The 23,602-nt window shown below is 42.0% G+C and carries 14 protein-coding genes, 1 pseudogene and 1 CRISPR repeat array; of the genes and pseudogenes, 1 reads left to right on the top strand and 14 read right to left on the bottom strand.

Features of this window, described 5'->3' with window-relative positions; translation table 11 throughout:
• Positions 1 to 78 precede the first annotated feature (78 nt).
• A CRISPR array of direct repeats spans positions 79 to 7,456; the repeat unit is 30 nt; unit sequence CTTTTCATACTTCCTATAAGGGATGGAAAC.
• A 199-nt stretch (positions 7,457 to 7,655) separates the two neighbouring features.
• From ACZ5GY_RS11315 to ACZ5GY_RS11290, 6 genes and pseudogenes are all read right to left on the bottom strand, one after another.
• Entirely contained in the window at positions 7,656 to 8,330 is a 675-nt protein-coding gene (locus ACZ5GY_RS11315; protein ID WP_464111884.1) for an amino acid ABC transporter permease, read from the bottom strand.
• A gap of 24 nt (positions 8,331 to 8,354) precedes the next feature.
• Positions 8,355 to 9,161, bottom strand: coding sequence for a transporter substrate-binding domain-containing protein (locus ACZ5GY_RS11310; protein ID WP_464111883.1), 807 nt, complete (start codon positions 9,159 to 9,161; stop codon positions 8,355 to 8,357).
• A gap of 29 nt (positions 9,162 to 9,190) precedes the next feature.
• Positions 9,191 to 9,547, bottom strand: a complete 357-nt coding sequence (locus tag ACZ5GY_RS11305) for a M20/M25/M40 family metallo-hydrolase (protein WP_464111882.1) — start codon at positions 9,545 to 9,547, stop codon at positions 9,191 to 9,193.
• Positions 9,548 to 9,592: 45 nt separating this feature from the next.
• Positions 9,593 to 9,721 (bottom strand): annotated as a pseudogene (locus tag ACZ5GY_RS11300) (peptidase dimerization domain-containing protein); the annotation flags it as partial.
• Positions 9,712 to 10,095 (bottom strand): M20/M25/M40 family metallo-hydrolase, encoded by a 384-nt coding sequence (locus ACZ5GY_RS11295; RefSeq protein ID WP_323401843.1) that lies wholly within the window; start codon positions 10,093 to 10,095, stop codon positions 9,712 to 9,714. The gene ACZ5GY_RS11295 and the pseudogene ACZ5GY_RS11300, both read right to left, overlap by 10 nt.
• 139 nt (positions 10,096 to 10,234) lie before the next feature.
• The gene (locus ACZ5GY_RS11290) at positions 10,235 to 12,808 is read right to left on the bottom strand and encodes an adenosylcobalamin-dependent ribonucleoside-diphosphate reductase (RefSeq protein WP_464111881.1); all 2,574 of its coding nucleotides are present in this window, start codon (positions 12,806 to 12,808) and stop codon (positions 10,235 to 10,237) included.
• A gap of 213 nt (positions 12,809 to 13,021) precedes the next feature.
• Between ACZ5GY_RS11290 and ACZ5GY_RS11285 the strand changes: the two genes are divergently transcribed.
• Positions 13,022 to 14,203: a MalY/PatB family protein gene (locus ACZ5GY_RS11285; RefSeq protein WP_464111880.1), complete on the top strand. Its 1,182-nt coding sequence runs from the start codon at positions 13,022 to 13,024 to the stop codon at positions 14,201 to 14,203.
• A 57-nt stretch (positions 14,204 to 14,260) separates the two neighbouring features.
• On the opposite strand, the gene ACZ5GY_RS11280 is transcribed toward ACZ5GY_RS11285, so the two are convergent.
• Genes ACZ5GY_RS11280 through ACZ5GY_RS11245 form a run of 8 tightly spaced genes read right to left on the bottom strand, consistent with a single transcriptional unit; the run spans position 14,261 to position 23,551 of the window.
• Positions 14,261 to 14,848 carry a DUF1847 domain-containing protein gene (locus ACZ5GY_RS11280; RefSeq protein WP_213692219.1) on the bottom strand — a complete coding sequence of 196 codons (588 nt, stop codon included), beginning with the start codon at positions 14,846 to 14,848 and terminating at the stop codon, positions 14,261 to 14,263.
• The gene (locus ACZ5GY_RS11275; RefSeq protein ID WP_464111879.1) at positions 14,835 to 16,166 is read right to left on the bottom strand and encodes an L-cysteine desulfidase family protein; all 1,332 of its coding nucleotides are present in this window, start codon (positions 16,164 to 16,166) and stop codon (positions 14,835 to 14,837) included. The genes ACZ5GY_RS11280 and ACZ5GY_RS11275 overlap by 14 nt, the downstream gene beginning before the upstream one ends.
• 23 nt (positions 16,167 to 16,189) lie before the next feature.
• Complete coding sequence (gene purB / locus ACZ5GY_RS11270) at positions 16,190 to 17,566, bottom strand: adenylosuccinate lyase (protein WP_213692221.1); 1,377 nt, start codon at positions 17,564 to 17,566, stop codon at positions 16,190 to 16,192.
• A gap of 16 nt (positions 17,567 to 17,582) precedes the next feature.
• Positions 17,583 to 18,932 carry an MmgE/PrpD family protein gene (locus ACZ5GY_RS11265; RefSeq protein WP_464111878.1) on the bottom strand — a complete coding sequence of 450 codons (1,350 nt, stop codon included), beginning with the start codon at positions 18,930 to 18,932 and terminating at the stop codon, positions 17,583 to 17,585.
• 12 nt (positions 18,933 to 18,944) lie between these two features.
• Positions 18,945 to 20,321, bottom strand: coding sequence for a class II fumarate hydratase (gene fumC, locus ACZ5GY_RS11260; protein WP_464111877.1), 1,377 nt, complete (start codon positions 20,319 to 20,321; stop codon positions 18,945 to 18,947).
• Positions 20,322 to 20,340: 19 nt separating this feature from the next.
• On the bottom strand, positions 20,341 to 21,525 hold the full coding sequence (locus ACZ5GY_RS11255) for an NAD(P)-dependent malic enzyme (RefSeq protein ID WP_464111876.1): 1,185 nt from the start codon (positions 21,523 to 21,525) through the stop codon (positions 20,341 to 20,343).
• 45 nt (positions 21,526 to 21,570) lie between these two features.
• Positions 21,571 to 23,073 (bottom strand): tripartite tricarboxylate transporter permease, encoded by a 1,503-nt coding sequence (locus ACZ5GY_RS11250; RefSeq protein WP_213691581.1) that lies wholly within the window; start codon positions 23,071 to 23,073, stop codon positions 21,571 to 21,573.
• A gap of 34 nt (positions 23,074 to 23,107) precedes the next feature.
• A complete protein-coding gene (locus ACZ5GY_RS11245; protein ID WP_213691582.1) occupies positions 23,108 to 23,551 on the bottom strand; it encodes a tripartite tricarboxylate transporter TctB family protein in 444 nt (147 codons plus the stop codon).
• Positions 23,552 to 23,602: the final 51 nt, after the last annotated feature.

The following is a 23,602-nucleotide window of genomic DNA, read 5'->3' as shown; positions in this document are numbered from 1 at the left end:
ATTTTACCGAACCTTGACAACGAAATATGTCGAATAGGTCAAAATGGGAAAATGTAGAAAAATACAGGGGGGCGGCGCCTTTTCATACTTCCTATAAGGGATGGAAACTGTCAAAAGATAGATCGGTTCGAATGAGTCATTTTGCTTTTCATACTTCCTATAAGGGATGGAAACCTCGCTCTATCGGGCTTGAGAAAATCTCCGACACTGCTTTTCATACTTCCTATAAGGGATGGAAACCTTCCTAGATTCTGCGGATCCTCTTTTTTATCAGCACTTTTCATACTTCCTATAAGGGATGGAAACAAAAACATAGATAAAACGCAAAGCGAGGGCTCCATACTTTTCATACTTCCTATAAGGGATGGAAACTTTCAATTCAGCCAAAAGCGAAAACTCCCCGCTCTGCTTTTCATACTTCCTATAAGGGATGGAAACTCGCCCCTGAGGTTGGCATCTTTCTGAGCGTTCAACCTTTTCATACTTCCTATAAGGGATGGAAACCTGGTTGCGTGGCTCGGAGCTCCATCGAACCGCAAGGACTTTTCATACTTCCTATAAGGGATGGAAACATCTAAAGTCAACCGCCACGTTGGCGGCGAATGGGGCTTTTCATACTTCCTATAAGGGATGGAAACCAAGGTACGGATTTGCCATACATCGAAATCGCGAATACTTTTCATACTTCCTATAAGGGATGGAAACTTGTTATGCGCCTCTCTGAATGAACTTTTTGTAGGCCCTTTTCATACTTCCTATAAGGGATGGAAACTAAACTCAGAAACCCCGAACTATCAGACGAAAGAAGCTTTTCATACTTCCTATAAGGGATGGAAACAAAGTATCTACAACGTTAGAAAGCACAACCAACGTCCTTTTCATACTTCCTATAAGGGATGGAAACTTGTGCACTATCTTGCCCAGCACTGTGATGATAATACTTTTCATACTTCCTATAAGGGATGGAAACCTAAATCAGCCCATTCTAAAGCAGATAGAGGAGGCCCTTTTCATACTTCCTATAAGGGATGGAAACAGCCTAGAGACAATCCTGTCGCCGCGCTCTCCTAACTTTTCATACTTCCTATAAGGGATGGAAACCGCGATATGAAGAAGCTCTAAAAAGTGTAATACAGCCTTTTCATACTTCCTATAAGGGATGGAAACTATTACACAGATGGTCACTTTTTAATTAGAATCCCTCTTTTCATACTTCCTATAAGGGATGGAAACTGCAAAAACTTCTCTCGGAGACGAGAAGATGCTTCACTTTTCATACTTCCTATAAGGGATGGAAACAGTCGGTAAACTTCTTCAACCTCCATGCCGAGTTTTCTTTTCATACTTCCTATAAGGGATGGAAACGTTCCGTGGAAAGTTCTGCAGGGCTCGGAAGATGGGCTTTTCATACTTCCTATAAGGGATGGAAACTCGGCATCCCTGTTTCCTGTTTCCACGCCATCCGCCTTTTCATACTTCCTATAAGGGATGGAAACTATTCTGCTCCTTGCAGCTTAGAGCGATGAATAGTTCTTTTCATACTTCCTATAAGGGATGGAAACGGCGTTTCCGTTGCCTACCTCGTAGGCGAAACCGACTTTTCATACTTCCTATAAGGGATGGAAACCATACTTTTGCCATCGTGAAAGCGTGGAGCAAGTCCTTTTCATACTTCCTATAAGGGATGGAAACCGGTGATTGATTAAATGAGCTTCATCGACAAGTACACTTTTCATACTTCCTATAAGGGATGGAAACTAGTAGAAGAGAGGGAGATAGATGAATCTAGAAAACTTTTCATACTTCCTATAAGGGATGGAAACCTTTATATGAGACAGCTCGGGCTTGCGCAGAAGGACTTTTCATACTTCCTATAAGGGATGGAAACCTGACTGGACTACCGTTTCCCATGTACCTAATGTCCCTTTTCATACTTCCTATAAGGGATGGAAACCAAAATTCTTTGGGAGTGAGCCATTCCTCTTCTTCCTTTTCATACTTCCTATAAGGGATGGAAACACAGTACATACGCCAACGCTTCCTATCCCATCGCCACCTTTTCATACTTCCTATAAGGGATGGAAACAAGGCAAGGTAAACAACTCCTCGCTCCGCGGCATACGCTTTTCATACTTCCTATAAGGGATGGAAACTTCGGAGATGGAGGGGAGCGGCGATTCAGGTGGTTGGGACCTTTTCATACTTCCTATAAGGGATGGAAACCCGTAATACACGCCGTCATTTCCTATGCAACTCATTCTTTTCATACTTCCTATAAGGGATGGAAACTCTAGCCAGTCGCCCCACCATCCCATCATTTCTCGTCTTTTCATACTTCCTATAAGGGATGGAAACCTTCTCGCAAAAACGAAAAATGAGCAGCAACGAAAACTTTTCATACTTCCTATAAGGGATGGAAACTACTTTCTCTTTTATATCCCGCGGAGCAAGCGATATTCTTTTCATACTTCCTATAAGGGATGGAAACTCGAACGTCAAGAGCGTATCGTTCTCTGTCGTGATACTTTTCATACTTCCTATAAGGGATGGAAACTTCCTACTCAAGCGGAGAAGTGTATATCCCTGGCGACTTTTCATACTTCCTATAAGGGATGGAAACGGAGAATACCCCCGTCCTCTAGCCACTCTTTCATTTCTTTTCATACTTCCTATAAGGGATGGAAACTCATCTACTACCCCTCCTCTTCATTCTATAATTAGACTTTTCATACTTCCTATAAGGGATGGAAACAAGGGAGTAGTCCAGTGTTTAGGAGGAATGACGCAAGCTTTTCATACTTCCTATAAGGGATGGAAACTTGCATTAGAAAAGCTACTGGGCTTTTTGAAATAGAGCTTTTCATACTTCCTATAAGGGATGGAAACATCCAAGAACGACAGAAGCGTCAGAGCCCCCAATTCCCCTTTTCATACTTCCTATAAGGGATGGAAACGTATGGCATGGCTAGACTTTGCATGGCGAGGCATGGCCTTTTCATACTTCCTATAAGGGATGGAAACATTTGTGCCTCGGGGATTTCCTCTCCGGCGCACGGCGCTTTTCATACTTCCTATAAGGGATGGAAACTCCACCTCTCTTTTAAAAGCCATAACAGCATTTTCTTCTTTTCATACTTCCTATAAGGGATGGAAACAATTCAATTTTCGTTTCTCCATTTTCTACCCCTACCTTTTCATACTTCCTATAAGGGATGGAAACGCGGGCGATGAAAATCTAGCGCAGGACACAAGGGTACTTTTCATACTTCCTATAAGGGATGGAAACTCCAAGCATGCCCGGAAACAAAATGACACAGGGGTTCTTTTCATACTTCCTATAAGGGATGGAAACCCGATCCTGTATGGTGTGATTTAGTATCAGTAGAAACTTTTCATACTTCCTATAAGGGATGGAAACGTGCAAATTTTAGCTGAAGCCGATGATCAGGCAGGGCCTTTTCATACTTCCTATAAGGGATGGAAACACCAACTCAGAAATTATACGCCCAGAGGGTCCCGGATCTTTTCATACTTCCTATAAGGGATGGAAACTGCAATACCTAGAGAAAGCGAAAAGAAAACTTGAACTTTTCATACTTCCTATAAGGGATGGAAACGAAATGAGTTTTCAGCTGCGTCTATTTCTACCGGAGACTTTTCATACTTCCTATAAGGGATGGAAACTTTCCCTGTTTTGCGACTTTTTGATGTTCATTGAATCTTTTCATACTTCCTATAAGGGATGGAAACCCGTAATACACGCCGTCATTTCCTATGCAACTCATTCTTTTCATACTTCCTATAAGGGATGGAAACTGACTTAACATTGTAATCCTCAAGTCTGGGTATTCCCTTTTCATACTTCCTATAAGGGATGGAAACTTCACAGGCACGCGCGGGAGACACGATGAACAGGACTTTTCATACTTCCTATAAGGGATGGAAACTTCGTTGACAATGATTTACGCTACTCATTTTTTTTTCTTTTCATACTTCCTATAAGGGATGGAAACCTTTCCCTCCCCTAATATAACCACAAGCTTCATCATTCTTTTCATACTTCCTATAAGGGATGGAAACTCTTGTATCTGTACACGTGTCATTGTCCTCTTTTCCGCTTTTCATACTTCCTATAAGGGATGGAAACGCAAGTTGTTTTCGTGAAAGACCTGCTTTTTCTCGAACTTTTCATACTTCCTATAAGGGATGGAAACGCACATTACAACGGTGGCAGTGGCGGGGCAAGAGCTCTTTTCATACTTCCTATAAGGGATGGAAACGAAAATTCGGCGATCATCTTCGATCTATGCTAGAGGCTTTTCATACTTCCTATAAGGGATGGAAACTTTGTATTCAGGGGTTTATGATTGTCTAGTGGTCTGCTTTTCATACTTCCTATAAGGGATGGAAACACGTCCGTCAAACACGTGCATTGTGAAGGCTCCACCCTTTTCATACTTCCTATAAGGGATGGAAACCCTCCACAAAACCCGCCGTTGTCGCATGGCCACCCACTTTTCATACTTCCTATAAGGGATGGAAACGCCCTTTGGAACAGGGCAAAAAGTGTAATGGAATTACTTTTCATACTTCCTATAAGGGATGGAAACGTGCTTCATCTTGCTCATAAATAGCATCTAGAATATACTTTTCATACTTCCTATAAGGGATGGAAACCAAAGTACACGTATAGCAGAACAGCAAGCGGGAAGACTTTTCATACTTCCTATAAGGGATGGAAACGTTGTAAGTTGGCAGCAATATCTAGATATGACATCCTTTTCATACTTCCTATAAGGGATGGAAACAAGCCTTGCAAAGAGCTTGAGCATTTTTTGTGGTCCCTTTTCATACTTCCTATAAGGGATGGAAACTATTTATTCGCCATGCGGTATCTTGCATAGCGTTAACCTTTTCATACTTCCTATAAGGGATGGAAACTCTTTTTCTTCTGCTTCGATCAATGCCTCATTCATGCTTTTCATACTTCCTATAAGGGATGGAAACTAGTATTTCCTAGCTGAACCTGTGTTGTAATAGGATCCTTTTCATACTTCCTATAAGGGATGGAAACCCGACGTAACAATTGACTTGCCCGCCTTATCAACCACTTTTCATACTTCCTATAAGGGATGGAAACCTCTCTATCACTCTTCAAATAATGTGCAGAAGATACTTTTCATACTTCCTATAAGGGATGGAAACCAGCAGTATACAGCGGAAGAACTGTTTGAATGGGGCTTTTCATACTTCCTATAAGGGATGGAAACAATACGCCCCATTCAAATCGTGGGTTTTCCCAAGAAACTTTTCATACTTCCTATAAGGGATGGAAACGAGAATTCGGCGATCATCTTCGATCTATGCTAAAGGCTTTTCATACTTCCTATAAGGGATGGAAACCAAACAGCACATGGCCGCCCCCTTTGCATCAACTATCTTTTCATACTTCCTATAAGGGATGGAAACTTGTTCTTCCTCATCGCTTGTCACGTCTTGTTGTACTTTTCATACTTCCTATAAGGGATGGAAACAAAGCTGTTCCTGGACTTTTGCTGAAACCTTGCCACTTTTCATACTTCCTATAAGGGATGGAAACCCGAACCTTCGTGTCTCTATTTCAAAAAGCCCAGTACTTTTCATACTTCCTATAAGGGATGGAAACGAAAAGTAAGCCGGATACCGTAGAACACTCCACTGTCCTTTTCATACTTCCTATAAGGGATGGAAACCATATTCTGCTACATCCTGTTACAAAAATGTAACAGCTTTTCATACTTCCTATAAGGGATGGAAACATGGTATTGTCCTTGCATCATCATTTTTGGTCTTGTCTTTTCATACTTCCTATAAGGGATGGAAACTTTAGAAATGACAAAGAATAAGGGTTAACATTTCAACCTTTTCATACTTCCTATAAGGGATGGAAACAGGAGGTTTTATATACATGTTTTCGGTCCCGTGGTTCTTTTCATACTTCCTATAAGGGATGGAAACCATATTCTGCTACATCCTGTTACAAAAATGTAACAGCTTTTCATACTTCCTATAAGGGATGGAAACAGGAGGTTTTATATACATGTTTTCGGTCCCGTGGTTCTTTTCATACTTCCTATAAGGGATGGAAACTGAATGCGTGGAGCTATGGCAAAATGAATGTTGTGACTTTTCATACTTCCTATAAGGGATGGAAACGTCGAAATATATTGAACTAATCCCAAGCCTGTTTTCCTTTTCATACTTCCTATAAGGGATGGAAACTTCAAACAGCGCCATTTGAAATCCTCCAATAGCCTCCTTTTCATACTTCCTATAAGGGATGGAAACTCTCAAGAAAACCTGTATTTCCACGAAAAAGAGAATCTTTTCATACTTCCTATAAGGGATGGAAACTAGTCCTAAATTTGAGAGAAGAGAGCCACTTTGAAACTTTTCATACTTCCTATAAGGGATGGAAACCTCAAAAAGGGCGACGATTTATAAATGAGCTTTTTGCTTTTCATACTTCCTATAAGGGATGGAAACGATGATGGTTTGAATCAAATGGGAATTAATATCGGCTTTTCATACTTCCTATAAGGGATGGAAACCGACCACCCCTCGTCAAGATCCGATAAGTCTTCAGTGCTTTTCATACTTCCTATAAGGGATGGAAACACTATGAAGGGAGAAAGCGAAAATGAGGAAAATCACTTTTCATACTTCCTATAAGGGATGGAAACATGTCCTTGTCAGTTATGGAGATATCTAACGTTTTGCTTTTCATACTTCCTATAAGGGATGGAAACCAAAGCTGCGCTCTGTGTATTCCATTTGCTCAAGAAGAGCTTTTCATACTTCCTATAAGGGATGGAAACAGTTGCATGCCAGCCAATATCATGAAGCGTCCTTCCTCCTTTTCATACTTCCTATAAGGGATGGAAACTTGATTCAATGGGAACTCGTGTTGTAGATCGAAAACTTTTCATACTTCCTATAAGGGATGGAAACCCTAATAATTCGCCCAAACACACACAAATGTTTTCAACTTTTCATACTTCCTATAAGGGATGGAAACTTAGATGGCCGAGAGTGGAATGAGTTCCCGGGGGACCTTTTCATACTTCCTATAAGGGATGGAAACTGCTAACCCACAGTCAACACAGCGAGCCCTCGATGACTTTTCATACTTCCTATAAGGGATGGAAACGACTTTTCATGGCCCCACCCTGCGATCATTTAATCTTGCTTTTCATACTTCCTATAAGGGATGGAAACCTGCATTCCCTGTTATGCTCGTTGGGAGCTTCCCATCTTTTCATACTTCCTATAAGGGATGGAAACAAAGTAAAGCCATGACTTCCTGTAGCCTGCGTTGCAACTTTTCATACTTCCTATAAGGGATGGAAACTCCGGTGTATGCGCTAGTTAAAAACAACCGCCCCATCTTTTCATACTTCCTATAAGGGATGGAAACTAAAAGTTCTGTATTCTTCCTCCGTTGGGTTTTTTACTTTTTACGCTTTGTATCTCTTCCAAAAGAAAATCGCACTTCTTTCCCCAAACAAAAAAGCCGGCCTCAAATTCAAGGCCGGCTTAACTATTTTTCTACTTATGCAACAACGTGTTAGGCGGCAAAAATCGCCGTAGCCCGTTACAGAGTTCAAGCCATTTTCCTAATTCTGATAGGCCCGATTAAGATGCTTTTCCCACTTGCCCTGAAACAAGGTGATGACCACTACTACAAGCCAATAAACAAGCATAGCTGCCGCATAACATTCAAAGTATCTATACGAGTTAGATGCTTCTATTTTGGCTTTTCCCATCACTTCGGTAACTCCAATGGTAAAGGCCACCGCCGTCCCCTTAAGGGTCATTATCAGATTATTGCTCAATGATGGCAGAGCAATTCGTCCTGCTTGAGGCAATATGATTCTCCGCGCTACCTGAAAATTAGTCATGCCTACCGATAATCCCGCCTCGTATTGGCCCTTCTCCACAGCGGAAATAGACGACCTTATAGTTTCAGACATGTAAGAAGAAATATTCAAGGCTATCGTCATAGAGGCTGCGGCAAAAGCCCCCATTCCTCTAAGTGGAGTAATGAAATGAGGCAATCCAAAATAAATAAAAAACATTTGAGCTATTACGGGGGTGCCTCTAAAAATAGAAACATAGAGTTGAGCAAGAGGGTAAAGAACCTTGATCTTAGAATTGTAGATCAAAGCAATTAACACTCCCAAAATCAGGCCGCCTAAAAAGCTTAGTGCTGTCATTTTCATGGCAGCACTAAGTCCTTTTAATACGAGAGGTAAAATATCAATAAAATAATTTAGATCAAAAACCTTCATCGCATGTCATTTCTATTCTATGTTCTATTTCATTCCGCTGAACGAAGTAATATCTAATCCAAACCACTCCATAGAGATTTTGGAAATAGTGCCATCTTTACGAAGTTCTTCTAATACTAGATTCACTCTATCCATTATTCTCTGACTATTCTCGTTTCCACGAACGTAGGGATATCCAACAGGGGTCGCCAACAATACCAAGGGATCTATTTTGCAATCGATACCCATTTTACGAATATCTCCCATCATAGTTATAGGGTTGCCAAAGTAAGCATAAATCCGCCCCATATCTACGTCTTGAGGAATATGTCTGAACTCTTCATATGGAACCACTTTGATTTTTTCATCGGGATCAAAGGTTTTGATTACTCCTGCTGCGGCAGATCCTAATGCAACGCCAACCTTCTTGCCGTACAAGCCTTCAATGGAAGTAACCTCTGGGGTTCCCTTTTTTGTCATAAACTGCAACGCTCCGCTACCATAGCTATCGGAAAAATCATATTTCTTTTTGCGCTGAGGGGTAATGCCAAGAAAATGAGTTATAGTATCAATTTCGCCGTTGTCCAAAAGGCCAAAAAGGCCGGATATGCTGTTATATTTATATTCAAGTTTCAAGTTAGCTCTCTTAGCAATTTCTTTCCAAAGATCGGCTTCAAACCCCTTAACTTCTCCGTTCTCTTTAAATATATAAGGCTGCCCGTCCTCTTTAGCTCCAATACGAACCAATAAAGTTTCAGAAGAAACCTCAGCCGCTAAAGCGGAACCAACACCCATTAACATAAAAGCCATAATCACTGCTGTAAATAAAGAACTACGAATTTTACAGATCATTCAATACTCTCCTTCGACGTTATATTTTGTTATATTTCAGGGTCATCAAAAAATGCCCTGATAAAACCCAAAGTAGCCTCGATTCCACTCTTCAAACAACGGGGATCCGCGTCAAATTTAGGATTATGATGGGGTGCTCCGTACCCCAACTTTTGATTGGCGCATCCCAATAAAGCATAGAGACATGGGAAATGGGTCATATAGCGCCCCATAGTATCGGAAGCCATCCACGGCTCTATCTTTACTAAATCTTCTTTCGGGAAAATTTTTTGAAGAGCATTATCTGCAAGAGATACCAGGCAAGAATCATTCACCACTGCTGGATATGGCCCTAAATAATTCATCTCACCTCGACATGAAAAAGCTCTGGATATGTCTTCTACCATAGACGTTAACGCGTTTTTGGCTTTCTCTTCTTGTTCTGGGTCAAAAAAACGAATCGTTCCTGAAAAAGAACACTCCTCAGGAATGAGATTACGAGCTGATCCGGCATGAACACTACCGATAGTAAGAACTAAAGGTTTTATAGGATTAACTATCCGCGAAGATATTACATTGATACCACAAATAATCTGAGCGGCACATGTAATTGGGTCTGCTGTTTGATCGGGCCTCCCACCATAGCGTCTACCCCTTCACCTGTCTCCTCTCCAGACTCAAAACAAAAGTATATGTTTCCTGGAAAAACAACACTATCACTAGACAAGACCTTGGCTACGGCAAGAAGAATGGCTTGATGAAAATCATGACCACAAAGATGTGCTGCATCTTCCGTTAAAGAGCAAACTTTTTTCGCGCCTAATAAATTCGACGGGGATTCAACACAAGGAAGAGCATCCATTTCCGCACGAAGCATTATAGATTTTGAAGCTCCACTGCCCTTAAGTACCCCAAGTATGCCGTTCTCCACTACAGAAGAATAAACGCCACGCATACGACATCCTCCATAGATATAACTCTTATTCTGCATAGTTATGACGTAGTATAGTGTACAGTAAAACATTTTGTCAAGATTAGTTATCATCAATAAAAAAAGCCGGCCTCAAGTTTGAGACCGGCTAAATCTTTTATTTTTACTTACACGGTGAATAACCGCAGCTAAAACAGTAAGCACATCCAGAAATCATTTCCATGGGGCTGCCACATTCGGGACATTTCAAATCCCTATGTTCTTCTTCCTGCCCTTCTTTTTCTATCAATTTTTCAAGAAGCATGGCGATAGCATCTGGAATAGAGCGCGCAATATGTGTATCATCGTAGTCGAACACCCAATATTCCTTTCCAGAAAGGCCTTTCAACGTAGCTATAAAGTCTTCAAGTTTTCCACCACTTCGCAAGCCGATTGAAATAGCCCGTGAAAGAGCTTCTGTCATGGCGTTCAATTCTGAGCCGCTTTTGCCTATTGTTGCAAAGACTTCAAAGGGGTCGGTTCCATCAAAATTAAGGGTTACATACATGCTGCCCCACGGAGTCTTCTGCTTAATCGTCTTTCCAAAAACAACAAGCCCTGGCCGTTTTTTAACTTTGCTTGTGTGAGGAACTTCTTCTTTCTTTTTAACTTCAATGGGTTGAGCGGAACGAGAGCCGTCTCTATAGATGGTGATTCCCTTGGCTCCCATTTCATAACACATTTCATATACTCTCTTCACGTCGTCTACTGTTGCCGAATGAGGCAAGTTCACTGTTTTACTAATGCCACTGTCGATGTATTGGGAGAAAATACCTGTTACCGCAACGTGTTCATCAGTAGAAATGTCATAAGCCGTTACATAGTTCGGGTTAGCGATTTGCCCTGTCTGTTTCAGTTCTTGCAACTGTTCTTGGTCTATGAGCTTATGGCAAAATTCTCGCATTTCATGGCCTGAGCCGTCAGTTTTCATTATGCGACGTGTCCACGACCATGCAAAGTTAGGCTCAATTCCAGAGCTTGTATCCATAAGCATGGAAATCGATCCTGTAGGAGCAATGCTTAGCCGCCGACTATTTCGAATCTGCCCCGTAGAGAGGGCTTTCAATACTTCTTTTACTTTTGAAAGACGTTCTTTGTCGTCTCCCAGTCTCTCGTTGTTTATAAGGCTTTCAATAGCATTAACCAATGTATAAGGAACCGTCTCTGTCTGCTTCATGAAGGCTAAAACGGCATTCATGTCATCAAGATCGGCCTCTTCAAACCACGTAGAGGTAAAGAGCTCTTCTTGTTGTATCTCTGCCTTGAAAGCATCAAAAAGCTTTTTAACCAAGTGGCTTTCATCGAAAGGAGTTTTGCCCATAACTGAAACAAGCTCTTCAGTTGCAGAGAGAGCGGCAGCTGACATGCTTTCTCCGAGAGCCGTACAATACTCATTGAAAGAGTCAGAGCCATAACGCATTCCAAGCATAATAGCAGCATCAGCAAGCCCCATAACACCAAGGCCCACCGGACGAATTTTCTTCGTTCGTTCCTCAATGCGAGGCAACGGATACGAGCAGGCATCAATAACAAGGTCAAGGTAGTATATTGAACGATAGACCTGATCGATAAAGCCCTCAGCATCAAAAGCAGAAACACCGTCTTGTGTCGTAACAAAGGCTTCAACGTTGATCGAACCAAGGTTGCAACTCGTATAGTTAGGCAACGGCTGTTCGCCGCAAGGATTCGTCGATTCAATGCGCCAGTCTTTATCAAGTTTTAGAAGGTTGTCGGCATTCGCTCTGTCAATAAAGAAAACTCCGGGATCTCCCCTTCTCCACGCACTTTCACACAGTTTGTTCCAAAGCTCTTCAGCTTTAACGGTACGTGCTTCTGTGCCATTAATACGGGACATGAGCGAAAAATCGCCGCCGGTATTCACCGCTTCAATCAAGGCATCTGAAACGCATACAGATATATTGAAGTACGAAAGTTTTCCTTCTTCGACTTTGGCATCAATAAAATCCATAATATCGGGATGATTGTCGAAAAGCATTCCCATGAGAGCAGCACGACGACGTCCTCCCTGAACAACAACAGAGCCCATGGTATTCCATGTCTCCATAAAGGAGATTGGGCCACTAGCCTGTCCACCTGTTCCACCGTTAATTCCTGCCCCTTTTTCTCTTAGCCATCCAAAATTGCCACCAACGCCGCCGCCGAATTTACTGATGATGCTGGCGTCTTTGACGGAATCGAAAATTCCTTCTATGCTGTCGGGAATGTCAATAACAAAACACGCAAAAAGCTGCTGGTTTTTTGTTTTCGATGCAAGTAGCTTTTCGTAGTCATCGAAGGTCATGTCGTCAGGTGATTTATAGATCATCGACGCAAGCTCTGGCTCGATGGTCATTCCCGCTCCGGCCCCGAAAAGGCATGGGGAATTAAACAAAAACCTCCGGTTTAGAATATCGTTAAAGATGTTCTTTTCCAGGGTTTGAAGCCAAGAAAGAGCGTGAGAATCATTTTTGTCGAGATAGAGGGTCTCGGCACTGGCGATAATACGCGCCACACGGCGTGCAAATTCCTCAAAAGAACGCTCCTGACGTACCGCACCTATTTCCTCATCGTAACGATCAATAAAATAACGCTGGGTAAGAAGCCACATGGCATTTTCTGACAAACGAGGAGTTGAAGGGTGCTCAAGCACGCTCAGGTCGATCTGTCTATTAAAGCGTTCTTGAAAATGTTTCATCATATCTCTCGACCTCTCTTTATAAAATTACCCTATATATAGGGCTTATGAAAAGTAAAAACGCTAATTATAAATTTAGCACAAAATTTTTTCTCATTATATGGTCGTAAATACTCTTTTTTTCTTGGGACATTTATTACAATACTACCCAGGGTGTAACATGATATCATAATGCTGCATGTAAAAAGCATAAACTTCTGCGGAGGAGGAAGAGTAGTGAGTACATATAATTTCGATACTATTATTGATCGACATCATACTTCGTGTGAAAAATGGGATTTTCTAAAACAAAAATTCGGGCGTGACGACTTGCTTGCCATGTGGGTTGCTGATATGGATTTTACAGCCCCTCCAGAAGTTATTGAAGTGCTTAAAGAACGAGTTGACCACGGGATTTTTGGCTACACAGGAAAAACAGAAAGCTATTTCGAGTCAATTGTACAGTGGGTTGACAAGAGACATGACTGGAAAATTAAGCCTGAGTGGATATGCCATTCCCCTGGTGTAGTTCCTGCGCTCTCCATGGCTGTTCTCGCTTTAACTCAGCCTGGCGATGGTATTATTTTACAAACACCTGTATACCCTCCCTTTTATAGTTCAGCAAGCGGTCAGGGACGTCATATTGTAGAGAACCCTCTTGTGCTTCGTGATGGCCATTTTGAAATTGATTTTGATGACCTTGAGAAGAAAATAGATCCGTCGGTAAAAATGTTCTTCCTTTGCAATCCTCATAATCCGACTGGTAGGGTCTGGACAGAAGAAGAATTGCGAAAGATTGGCGAAATTTGTGTTCGTCACAACCTTATTATTGTGTCTGATGAGATTCACTCAGATATTATCTATAAGGGATTCCGCCATATTCCAATTGCATCTCTTTCTGATGAAATAGCAGCGAGAACTATTACGTGTATTGCTCCAAGCAAAACTTTCAATATTGCAGGGCTCTCAACGTCTGCCATTATTATTCCTGATGAAGATCTTCGAGCTCAGTACACTTCAATCCTAAAATTTCTTCATATCGACAGTGGAAACATCTTCGGAACATTTGCTCTGGAAGCTGCATATCGAAAGGGAGAACCTTGGCTTGAAGAGTTAATTGAATACCTTGAAGGAAACGTAAATTTTATCGAGGAATTCCTGAAAGAGAACATTTCCTCAATAAAGCTGATTCGACCGGAAGGAACATATGTTCCTTTCATTGACTGCCGTGAACTCGGCCTTTCTGGCGACGAACTTCTTGATCTGTTCGTCAATAAGGCTCGTGTAGCTATGAACAACGGAGCCTGGTTCGGTAAGGGCGGCGAGGGCTTTATGCGTATTAATATTGCTGCACCTCGAACCGTTATCAAAGAGGGGCTCGAAAGAATTGCACGCGCTGTTGCGTGTATTGAAAAATAACGATAGATAAAAAGAGCGGAACCTCTGTTTATGAAGGTTCCGCTCTTTTTTACTCTTTTATTCCGTTCTCTCTTTTAAGGGCTTGCCCAAGTTCTTTCTAATGTATGGACAATAAAGAGCTGCTACAGGATTATGTCCAAGTTTCCGATCTTTTACAACTAATGTCGTCACTGGTGCTTTCGAGTGACGGTAGAAAACAGAATCATGACCTACGCATAAGCCTAAAAGGATATTGAACTCACATCCCGCCTCGTTTAAAACTCTGGCCTGCTCGGCAGGATTGCATGAGGCACTTCCCAGCCAGGGGCGTCTTTCCATTCCAAGGCTTTCTTTTGTCATGCCGCCAACTTTGCAACAGACAGAATTGAGTTCAAACTCCTTGGAGATGATATCCCCCAAAATGGCAGCTTCTTCGGCAAAACCAACACAAAAAGCGAGCCCCAACTTTTTAAATCCCATTCGCCGCGCAAATTCCAGTGTTTCATCAACTCGACAGGCTTCTCCATAAAAGAGAGCTTCGATCTCTGCTGAAACGGTAACAAGCCGTCTATCGAGAGAATTTTCCTCATAGAGAGCCAAGCTGTCTTTAGTAACACATGGATTTCCCTCTCTACAAGGGTGGGCTTTACACTTATGACACTGCATGCTCAGATGGGTCCTCCTCTGCATATCGTCGTGAGACGAAATCAATAATGATATTATCTACGTTTGTCATACCTTCGATATTAATTGCTGCAGCATTGGCAACAGTTTTTTCTATCGTTTCATCAACAACGCCTTGAGGCCCATCGAGTTCGTTTCCATCAAGCACAATCATAGCTGCACAATAAGCCTCGTATGCTCCCGTTCCAACCTTGAGAGCACATGTATCTTTTGCTCCATCACAAAGCATACCAACGAGGTTACTGACAAGAATCTCAACAGCCTTTTCTACTTTATGCAAATCTTTTGAAAGAAGGAATGTTATACCAGCTGCTGCACCAGCTCCAGCGGCAACGCTGCACCCACATACAGGGCTTAACCGTCCCATTCTGCTTTTAAGAAAGCTCGTGGTAAGGTGGCTGAGTGTAATAGCTTTTGCCATTTCTTCTTTATTTTTATGATAATGCTCTGCCACAATATATACGGGCAAAATCGCTGTTATTCCGTGATTTCCGCTTCCAGCACTGCTCATAACAGGAAGGGGAGCTCCGCCCATTCGTGCATCTGAAGCAGCGGCAGAAATAGCTTTTATTTTATTACCAAGGGTTCGGGTATCCCCATCTTCAACATATTTCATCATGGATTTACCTACACCGAGCCCTAATTTTCTCTTAGGATCAAGCCCAAGTTCGGCAATTTCCATATTCATTCGTACGCCTTCCATAACATAATCAATGTCCTCTTCGTCCATATCATTCATGATGCTTACGAGGTCACGATAGGACATTGCTTTGATCTGGTCAGGAATACTTTTTTCATCGTTTTTATTTGCATTCTGAGAAATTCCTTGAAGGGCATATGTTGATTTGCCATCAAGAGTAACTTTAACAATATTAGTGTGGCTTCCTTCAATGACACATTCAGCGGTGTGATGTTCTGTCGTCACTATAGCCCGCACATATACACCATGTTTATTCATGTCGGGTAAAACTTTAACGCAATTCTGTTCTATGAGGCTCTCTGCCTGCGTTACAGCGTTATCAGTACAATCTCGCAATACTTCAAGGCCGTAATCAGCATGACCACAAATGACCGCCAGAGCGGCAGCGATAACATTTCCTTTTAAGCCATTTGTGCCTGGGATGCCGACTGCAATTCCATTCTTATAGATACTGCTGCTAACCGTTGCTTCTACATTTCTGACTTTCTCACGGCCGGCCTCTTCCCACGCCCGGGCGACAGCCAACGCTACCGCACCGGGCTCAGTACACCCAAGTGCGGGTTTTACTTCAGAGTGCAAAAACTCTTTCACTGTAAACATATTTCTTCCCCCTTTATATTGTGCTAGGCTAAATATTCTTTATCTGAAGCAGACAACTCTTTTGAACGAGCAATAACTTGCTCTGTTAATTCAACAGATTTTCCTATGTGTTTTGAATAATCCATAACAGCATCAAGCTCAGCTGATGACACATGTTTCTTTATTTCAGGGTCATTCATCAAAATATCTCGGAACTTCATATTGTTGTTTTGTGCTTGCATTACGGCATCACGAATGAGATGGTGGGCTGTTTGTTTTCCTACTTTTTTACCTATATAGAACATGAGAGCTTCAGAGAAAAGCATTCCATGGAGCATATCTAAATTTTGGGAAATTCTTTTTTCATTGATATCCAAACCAGCTAAGACAGCGTTACACGCCTCAAGCATCTTCGCTGTCATAATACTGCTTTCCGGCATAGAATGCCAGTCTAGACGCCAGCTTCTTGTATCTCGCTCGTGTTCAGAAATCATACCCTGAAGTCCAAGATTTGCATTAGAAATAACGATTCGAGCCATTGCAACAACAAATTCAGATGTTTCGGCATTTCTCTTATGAGGCATAGTGCTGCTACCAACATAATGTTCTCCCAGAGGCTCTTGAAGTTCGAGAATTTCTGTTCGGCTTAACTGGAATATCTCGTTTGCGATTCTTCCTATGGTTCCTGCAATCATTCCCAGTACGGAAAGATATTCTGCGAATGTATCACGAGAGCTTCCCCAGCCTGTTGCGGGAACTCCCAAGTCTAATTCTTTCATTACACCATCTATTGTTTCAAGAGCCTTTTCACCAAGGCCAGCCATAGTACCTGTGCCGCCATGAAGCATTCCTACGAAAAGAGTCTCTTTCATATGTTTCATTCGCTCAATATCTCTACGAACTTCAGCAATCCACCCTGCAAATTTCAAGCCTAATGTAATAGGAAGTCCCTGTTGGTTGTGAGTACGGCCTGCCATGGGGAAATCTTTATATTTTTCAGCAAGTGGAATCAATATCTCTTCCATACGGCAAAGATCTCTGAAAATGATGTGATATGCATCGCGGATTTCCATAACCATTCCAGTGTCTTCAATATCTTGCGTTGTGGGGCCATAATGGATGTATTCTCCAGCATTACCCTCGCAGATATTCTGAACAGCTTTAATAAGAGGAACAAAGGAATGTCCAGTTTCAGCTATACCTTTTTTGATAGCGTCTATATCAAGAAGCTCCATATGAGCTTTTTTCTGAATTTCCTCAGCTGCTTCTTCAGGAATAACTCCAAGTTTCCCTTGAACTTTAGCTAAAGCAGATTCGATATCCAACCATCTCTGGTATCTTTTTCTATCATCAAAAACAGCTCGTGCTTCTTCTGTTCCCCAACCATTTTTATAAAATTCAGAATCAATAATATGAGACATCTCTTAAGCCCTCCGCTTATAGTAAGGATTCAAAATCAAATGCATTAATTTTATCCATGTCATATGTCCAACGAACAATACTTTCTCGTTTTTGCTCTGAAAATCGATACGATGTCAGTTGGTTAAACTTATCAATCATTTCTTCACGACTCATTGGTGTTTCTGGATCCCCACGTCGGTATAAGTTCTCTTTCGTAAGAATTGTTCCATCAACGAGCTCTATAGAAACTTTACATGGACGACATTTAGGAAATTTCTTATTTACATCTTCATCAAAAACTAGTTCAACTTTCTTCATTACGTTCTGGATAGTTGAATCTTTTAAGGTCTCTTCGGTCATATTGACAAAAGTAATCTCTTTTTTCGTTATCAAGAAGGCCAAACAGAACGGTATGCTAAATTTTGCTTCTTCCAATGTCCGTGGATTAAGAATGCCAGCAACATCGATGGCTTTTTGATAAACTCGAGCTTCAATCCGCTTGATTTTCTCTGGGTCAAGTGGAGTTTTCTTTAAAATTTTTTGAGTTGCGTCGATCATGGAGTGGGTCTGTCCACAAGTGGGATACCCCTTAAAGTTAACCTCACTCACTTTATATAGAGTTCCTAATCTATCGTTTAATTTTGCATAATTACTCGATGGGGAAACCGCTTTACAAAAGCCTTTTTCCCCTTCGAAAATATGCTCAGGACCAGGAATATTCTGTTGAGCAAGACGAGCAGCGATAATTCCTGAAAGAACAGCTTTCCCTGGATGGAATGGTTTTGCTTCTACCTGTCCATCAAGAAGGAATTGCCATAAACCGGATGCCTGAGCCCCAGCATGAGCAAGTGCCCAAACAATTTGTTCTTCAGATAGATCTAAAATTTTCGCCGCCGCAGCCGTAGCACCAAAAGTTCCTGCTGTTGCAGTCGTGTGCCAAATAGTGTAGTGATCTTGCCCAAGACACTCTCCTACACGGATAGCCAAATCGTATCCCGCAACAGCTGCTTCTATAGCCTTGTGACCAGTTATGCCTTTTTCTGCTCCGAGAGCCCAAATTACCGGAAAGACAACTGTTCCGATATGCATAATCGATTCACGGTGCCCATCATCCACTTCAGAAATATGCCCCAACGCTCCATTGGCAAAAGCAGCCCAGAGAGGATCCGTTTTCTGATCGCTTCCTAATATAGAGAGATTTCCAACCCCACCCATTTCAAGAGCGAAGTTTATATATTTTTGAGTTACGTTAGGATGCTCATAGGCGTTCAGCACCGCCCCTAACCAATCCAAAACACAATCTTTTGTTTTAGCTACAACTTCTTCTGGAAGTTTTTCGTAGGCAACGCCATGAATAAAAGAAGCTAATTCTCTGGAATAACTCAATGTTTTTCCTCCTTATGCGTGGGGTCCTACCATGTTTTTAGGCTGCACCCACATAGAAAACTCTTCCTCTGTAACGTACTGAAGAGCAAGAGCCGCTTCTTTCAATGATGTTCCGTTTTTATGAGCTGTTTTAGCTATTTCAGCTGCTTTGTCATAACCAATGTGAGGAGACAAAGCTGTAACAAGCATGAGAGAATTATTGAGATTATGCTCAATTTTTTCGTTATTAGGAGTAATTCCAGCAACGCAATTCTTCTCGAAAGAAATCATTACATCAGCCAATAAACGGCAAGATTGCAAGAAGTTATAGATAAGCACCGGCATATACACATTAAGCTCAAAGTTGCCCTGACTTGCAGCAATACCAACAGCAGTGTCATTCCCCATAACCTGAACGGCAACCATAGTTACAGCTTCACACTGCGTAGGATTAACTTTACCTGGCATAATAGAACTTCCCGGCTCATTGGCAGGGATGATAAGTTCGCCTAAGCCACAACGAGGACCTGATGCGAGCCAGCGAACATCGTTAGCTATCTTCATAAGATCAGCAGCCAAGGCTTTGAGAGCACCATGTGCGTACACTAATTCATCTTTACTCGTTAAAGAATGGAATTTATTCGGTGCGGTTTTAAAAGGAAAACCTGTCAAAGTCGCTATTTCCTCAGCCACAAGGCGAGCAAAATCGGGATGTGCATTTAACCCCGTACCGACAGCCGTTCCCCCTAACGCAAGTTCTTTGAGACTGTCACTTCCTTGCTTAATCATCATTTCACAGCGATCAAGCATATTCACCCAGCCACTAAATTCCTGTCCAAGGGTAAGTGGCGTTGCGTCTTGCAGGTGAGTCCGGCCAATTTTTACTATATCCATAAAAGCTTCAGACTTCTTTTGAAGAGAGGCCCGCAATGTTTTTAACGCAGGCAAAACACTTTCTTCCAAAGCAAGAACTGCCGCTATATGCATAGCTGTCGGGAAAGTATCATTGGAACTTTGCGACATATTGACATGGTCGTTGGGATGAACAGAAGCTTTTTCGTTTATTTGATTGGCTCTATGCGCAAGTACCTCATTCACGTTCATATTTGATTGGGTGCCACTTCCCGTTTGCCAAACTACAAGCGGGAAATTTTCTGAAAGTTTATTATCTAGAGCTTCATCAGCAGCCTGTATAATCGCTTCGGCCTTATCTTTATTCAATTTATTAAGTTTAACGTTAGCAAGAGCTGCGGCCTTCTTCAAAATAAAAAAGGCATGAAGTACTTCTGCAGGCATCTTTTCCGTTCCAATTTTGAAATTCTGGAAGCTTCTTTGAGTTTGGGCACCCCACAACTTATCGCTGGGGACACGCACCTCTCCCAAAGAATCTTTTTCTATTCTAAAATCCATGGTCTGCCTCCTAAGAGTTTTATACTCGAGCTACACCTGTTTTTCTGGCTGCCTCTGCGACAGCTTTGGCAACGGCCGGGGCAACGCGAGGATCGAGAGCTTCGGGAATAATTCTTTCAGCTGTGAGTTCATCATCAGAAATGAGCTCAGCGATAGCTTTACTGGCAGCAAGTTTCATCTCTTCGTTGATTGTGCTTGCGCGAACATCAAGAGCGCCTCTGAAAATGCCAGGGAAACCAAGACAGTTGTTGATCTGGTTCGGGAAATCGCTTCTCCCTGTAGCAATAACAGCAGCACCGCCAGCCTGAGCTTCATCAGGATAAATTTCAGGCGTAGGATTGGCCATAGCAAAGATAATGGCATCTTTGCCCATTGTCTTTACCATGTCAGTGGTGAGAACTCCAGGCGCGGATATGCCGAGAAATACGTCGGCTCCTTTCAAAACATCTGCAAGAGAACCTTTCTCTTTGTTGGGGTTGGTCTCTTTGGCGATCTCTTCCTTGGCCCAGTTCATATGCTCCGGACGGCCATCATAAATGGCGCCGCTTCGGTCACACAAAATAACATTCACAGCCCCGGCAGAAAGAAGGAAACGACAAATAGCCATTCCCGCAGCTCCGGCACCACTCATAACAATTTTCACATCTTCTATCTTTTTCTTCACCAATCTGAAGGCATTGAGGAGACCGGCGAGAACGATAACGGCTGTTCCATGCTGATCATCGTGAAAAACGGGGATATCGCAAATCTCTTTTAAGCGACGCTCAATCTCGAAACATCGAGGAGCAGAGATATCTTCAAGGTTGATACCACCGAATGCTGGTGTAATAAGAGCGGTAGTCCGAACAATTTCGTCAGGGTCCTGTGATTTGATGCAGATAGGGAATGCATCGACTCCGGCAAAACGTTTGAAAAGAACAGCTTTTCCCTCCATAACGGGCAATGCTGCTTCAGGTCCGATATCGCCGAGTCCGAGAACGGCAGAACCATCGGTAACGACGGCAACCATATTCCCTTTTGACGTAACGTCATAGACGGCTTCAGGATTCCTTTCTATTTCACGGCAAGGTTCGGCAACTCCTGGAGTATAGGCAATGGCCAGATCGGCCATGCTCTCTACGGGAAGCTTGCTCGTAATGGCAACTTTCCCTTTGGATTCCTGATGGGCAGATAGTGCTTTAGCGTAAATTTCCTCTTTGCGCATAATTTAAGAAACCTCTTTCCTTATAAATATTTTCTTAAAATTTCATTAATTTATTGAAGCACTCTTCATCTGTTTAATCTTTTTAAGAATAGGAGCAATAGCAAAAAGCGTTGCAACAATCAACATGACAAGACTGATAGGCCGCTGTAAAAAGATCATGTATGACCCTTTTGAAAGAACGAGACTCTGATAGAGCCCTCTTTCCATCATGGCGCCTAAAATCACGGCTAAAATTAACGGTGAATGTGGCAACTTAAGTTTGTTAAAAACAAATCCTAAAATTCCGAAGAAAAGCATTACCCAAATATTAAAGACGCTATTTCCCACAGCAAAAGCACCGGTAATGCATAACATCGCAATAACACTCGCGAGAACTTCTTTAGGAATTTTGAAAATAACTCCTGATAAAAATTTCCCCAGCATAATTCCCAGTGGCCCCATAAGGATATTTGCTACAAAGAAACCAACAATGATAAGGTAAGCCACTTCTGGGAAATCTTGGAATAGAGAAGGACCAGGTCGAAGTCCTTGTATCATCAATGCGCCTAAGAAAAGAGCTGATGTGGAATTTCCAGGAACTCCGAGAGCCATCAAAGGAACCATTGAACTTGCAACTACAGCGTTGTTGGCTGCTTCTGGCGCAGCTACTCCTTCAGGAACACCAGTTCCAAACTCTTTATCTTTATTACTTCGAATAGCTTGGTCGTATGCTAAATAAATGGCCATTAACATTCCTGCTCCTGGAATAACTCCAATTACGTTTCCAATAGCGGAAGAGGTAAGCCATGTAGGTAAAAGACGCTTTACCATCTTCTTATCAGGCAATACTTTTCCAATTTTAGGAATATCCAAAGAGACATTCCCCTTGCTCCTTTGTCCAATTTCTTCAGCTACTTCCAATACTGACGTTACTCCAAAAAGACCGATCAACATTGGGACAAATGGAATCCCCTCTAGTAAATATGGGTTTCCGAAGTCAAAACGGGGAAAACCTGTTTGTGGGCTCATGCCAATAGTAGCGATAAGCAGTCCTATTGCACACACGATAAGGCTTTTAAGAACATTCTTTCCTGACATACCTGCAACTGTACTTAAACCTAAAATTGCAAGAGCAAAGTATTCAGGAGGGCCAAAACGCAAGGCATATTTTGCAAGAACCGGCGCCAAAAACATAAGAACAAGGGAACTGACTAATCCGCCAAAAACTGAACTTGTTGTTGAAATACCAAGAGCTTGGCCAGCCTTTCCCTTTAAAGTCATCTGATATCCGTCAAGAGACGTCACCACAGAAGAAGCTGTTCCTGGAATTTTTAAAAGGATCGCCGGAATAGAGCCACCATAGCAAGCCGACGTATAAACACCGACAAGAAGCATAAACGCGTAACTTGGATCCATAGAGAACGTAACAGGAACAAGTACTGCTAACGTAATAGTGTCATTCAGGCCTGGCAAAGAGCCAACGACAAGACCTATACAAACACCAATGAAAAGGAAAAGAAATACGCCTGGCGTAAAAATTTCAACAAATGCAGACAAAATATGTTCCATTTATATCGATAGACCTCCTTAACCTCTGGTTTATTTATCCTTCTACAAAAACGCCAAGAGGTAAGGGAACCCCTAAAAGGAACCTAAACACGGCAAAAATCACAAATACTGATAAAATAGCCGTTATAAGGGCTCTCTTTTTATTGGCATAACCAAGGTTGCACATTATAAAGAGCATTAAAGCTAATGAAGAAACAAGGTAACCTGCTTTAGGAAGAATAAGAATATATACAGCAATGGAGATAATAACGGAATAAACGCTCTTATACCGTTTTTTTTCGCTCTCGGATTCTACTTCTTTCTTGCGTTCATTAAGGCTACGTCCAAGCAAAGGTGCTGCTAATAGAAAAATGACAACAGCAACGCGCTTGGGAAAATGTGCAGCAATATCAGGAAAATTTCCAGCTTCGATAAATACAAATACGCTTATAACCAAGAGAACTATTGCCAATAAGAAATCTTTTTTCCAATTTTTCATGGGCCCACCTCATATGATTCGGGGGCAAAATTTCGTTTGCCAGACGATGCC

The sequence above is a fragment of the Aminobacterium thunnarium genome, from assembly GCF_055390565.1.
The sequence above is the reverse complement of the archived record's forward strand: the minus strand, read 5'-3'. Positions and strand labels throughout refer to the sequence as shown.

Excerpts from the sequence above, each read along its gene's own strand:
- ACZ5GY_RS11245 (WP_213691582.1), bottom strand. The coding sequence starts at position 23,551 with ATGAAAAATTGGAAAAAAGATTTCTTATTGGCAATAGTTCTCTTGGTT.
- ACZ5GY_RS11275 (WP_464111879.1), bottom strand. The coding sequence starts at position 16,166 with ATGTTTACAGTGAAAGAGTTTTTGCACTCTGAAGTAAAACCCGCACTT.
- fumC (WP_464111877.1), bottom strand. The coding sequence starts at position 20,321 with ATGGATTTTAGAATAGAAAAAGATTCTTTGGGAGAGGTGCGTGTCCCC.
- ACZ5GY_RS11310 (WP_464111883.1), bottom strand. The coding sequence starts at position 9,161 with ATGATCTGTAAAATTCGTAGTTCTTTATTTACAGCAGTGATTATGGCT.
- ACZ5GY_RS11250 (WP_213691581.1), bottom strand. The coding sequence starts at position 23,073 with ATGGAACATATTTTGTCTGCATTTGTTGAAATTTTTACGCCAGGCGTA.
- ACZ5GY_RS11315 (WP_464111884.1), bottom strand. The coding sequence starts at position 8,330 with ATGAAGGTTTTTGATCTAAATTATTTTATTGATATTTTACCTCTCGTA.
- ACZ5GY_RS11295 (WP_323401843.1), bottom strand. The coding sequence starts at position 10,095 with ATGCGTGGCGTTTATTCTTCTGTAGTGGAGAACGGCATACTTGGGGTA.
- ACZ5GY_RS11290 (WP_464111881.1), bottom strand. The coding sequence starts at position 12,808 with ATGATGAAACATTTTCAAGAACGCTTTAATAGACAGATCGACCTGAGC.
- ACZ5GY_RS11255 (WP_464111876.1), bottom strand. The coding sequence starts at position 21,525 with ATGCGCAAAGAGGAAATTTACGCTAAAGCACTATCTGCCCATCAGGAA.
- ACZ5GY_RS11280 (WP_213692219.1), bottom strand. The coding sequence starts at position 14,848 with ATGCAGTGTCATAAGTGTAAAGCCCACCCTTGTAGAGAGGGAAATCCA.
- ACZ5GY_RS11305 (WP_464111882.1), bottom strand. The coding sequence starts at position 9,547 with ATGGTAGAAGACATATCCAGAGCTTTTTCATGTCGAGGTGAGATGAAT.
- purB (WP_213692221.1), bottom strand. The coding sequence starts at position 17,566 with ATGTCTCATATTATTGATTCTGAATTTTATAAAAATGGTTGGGGAACA.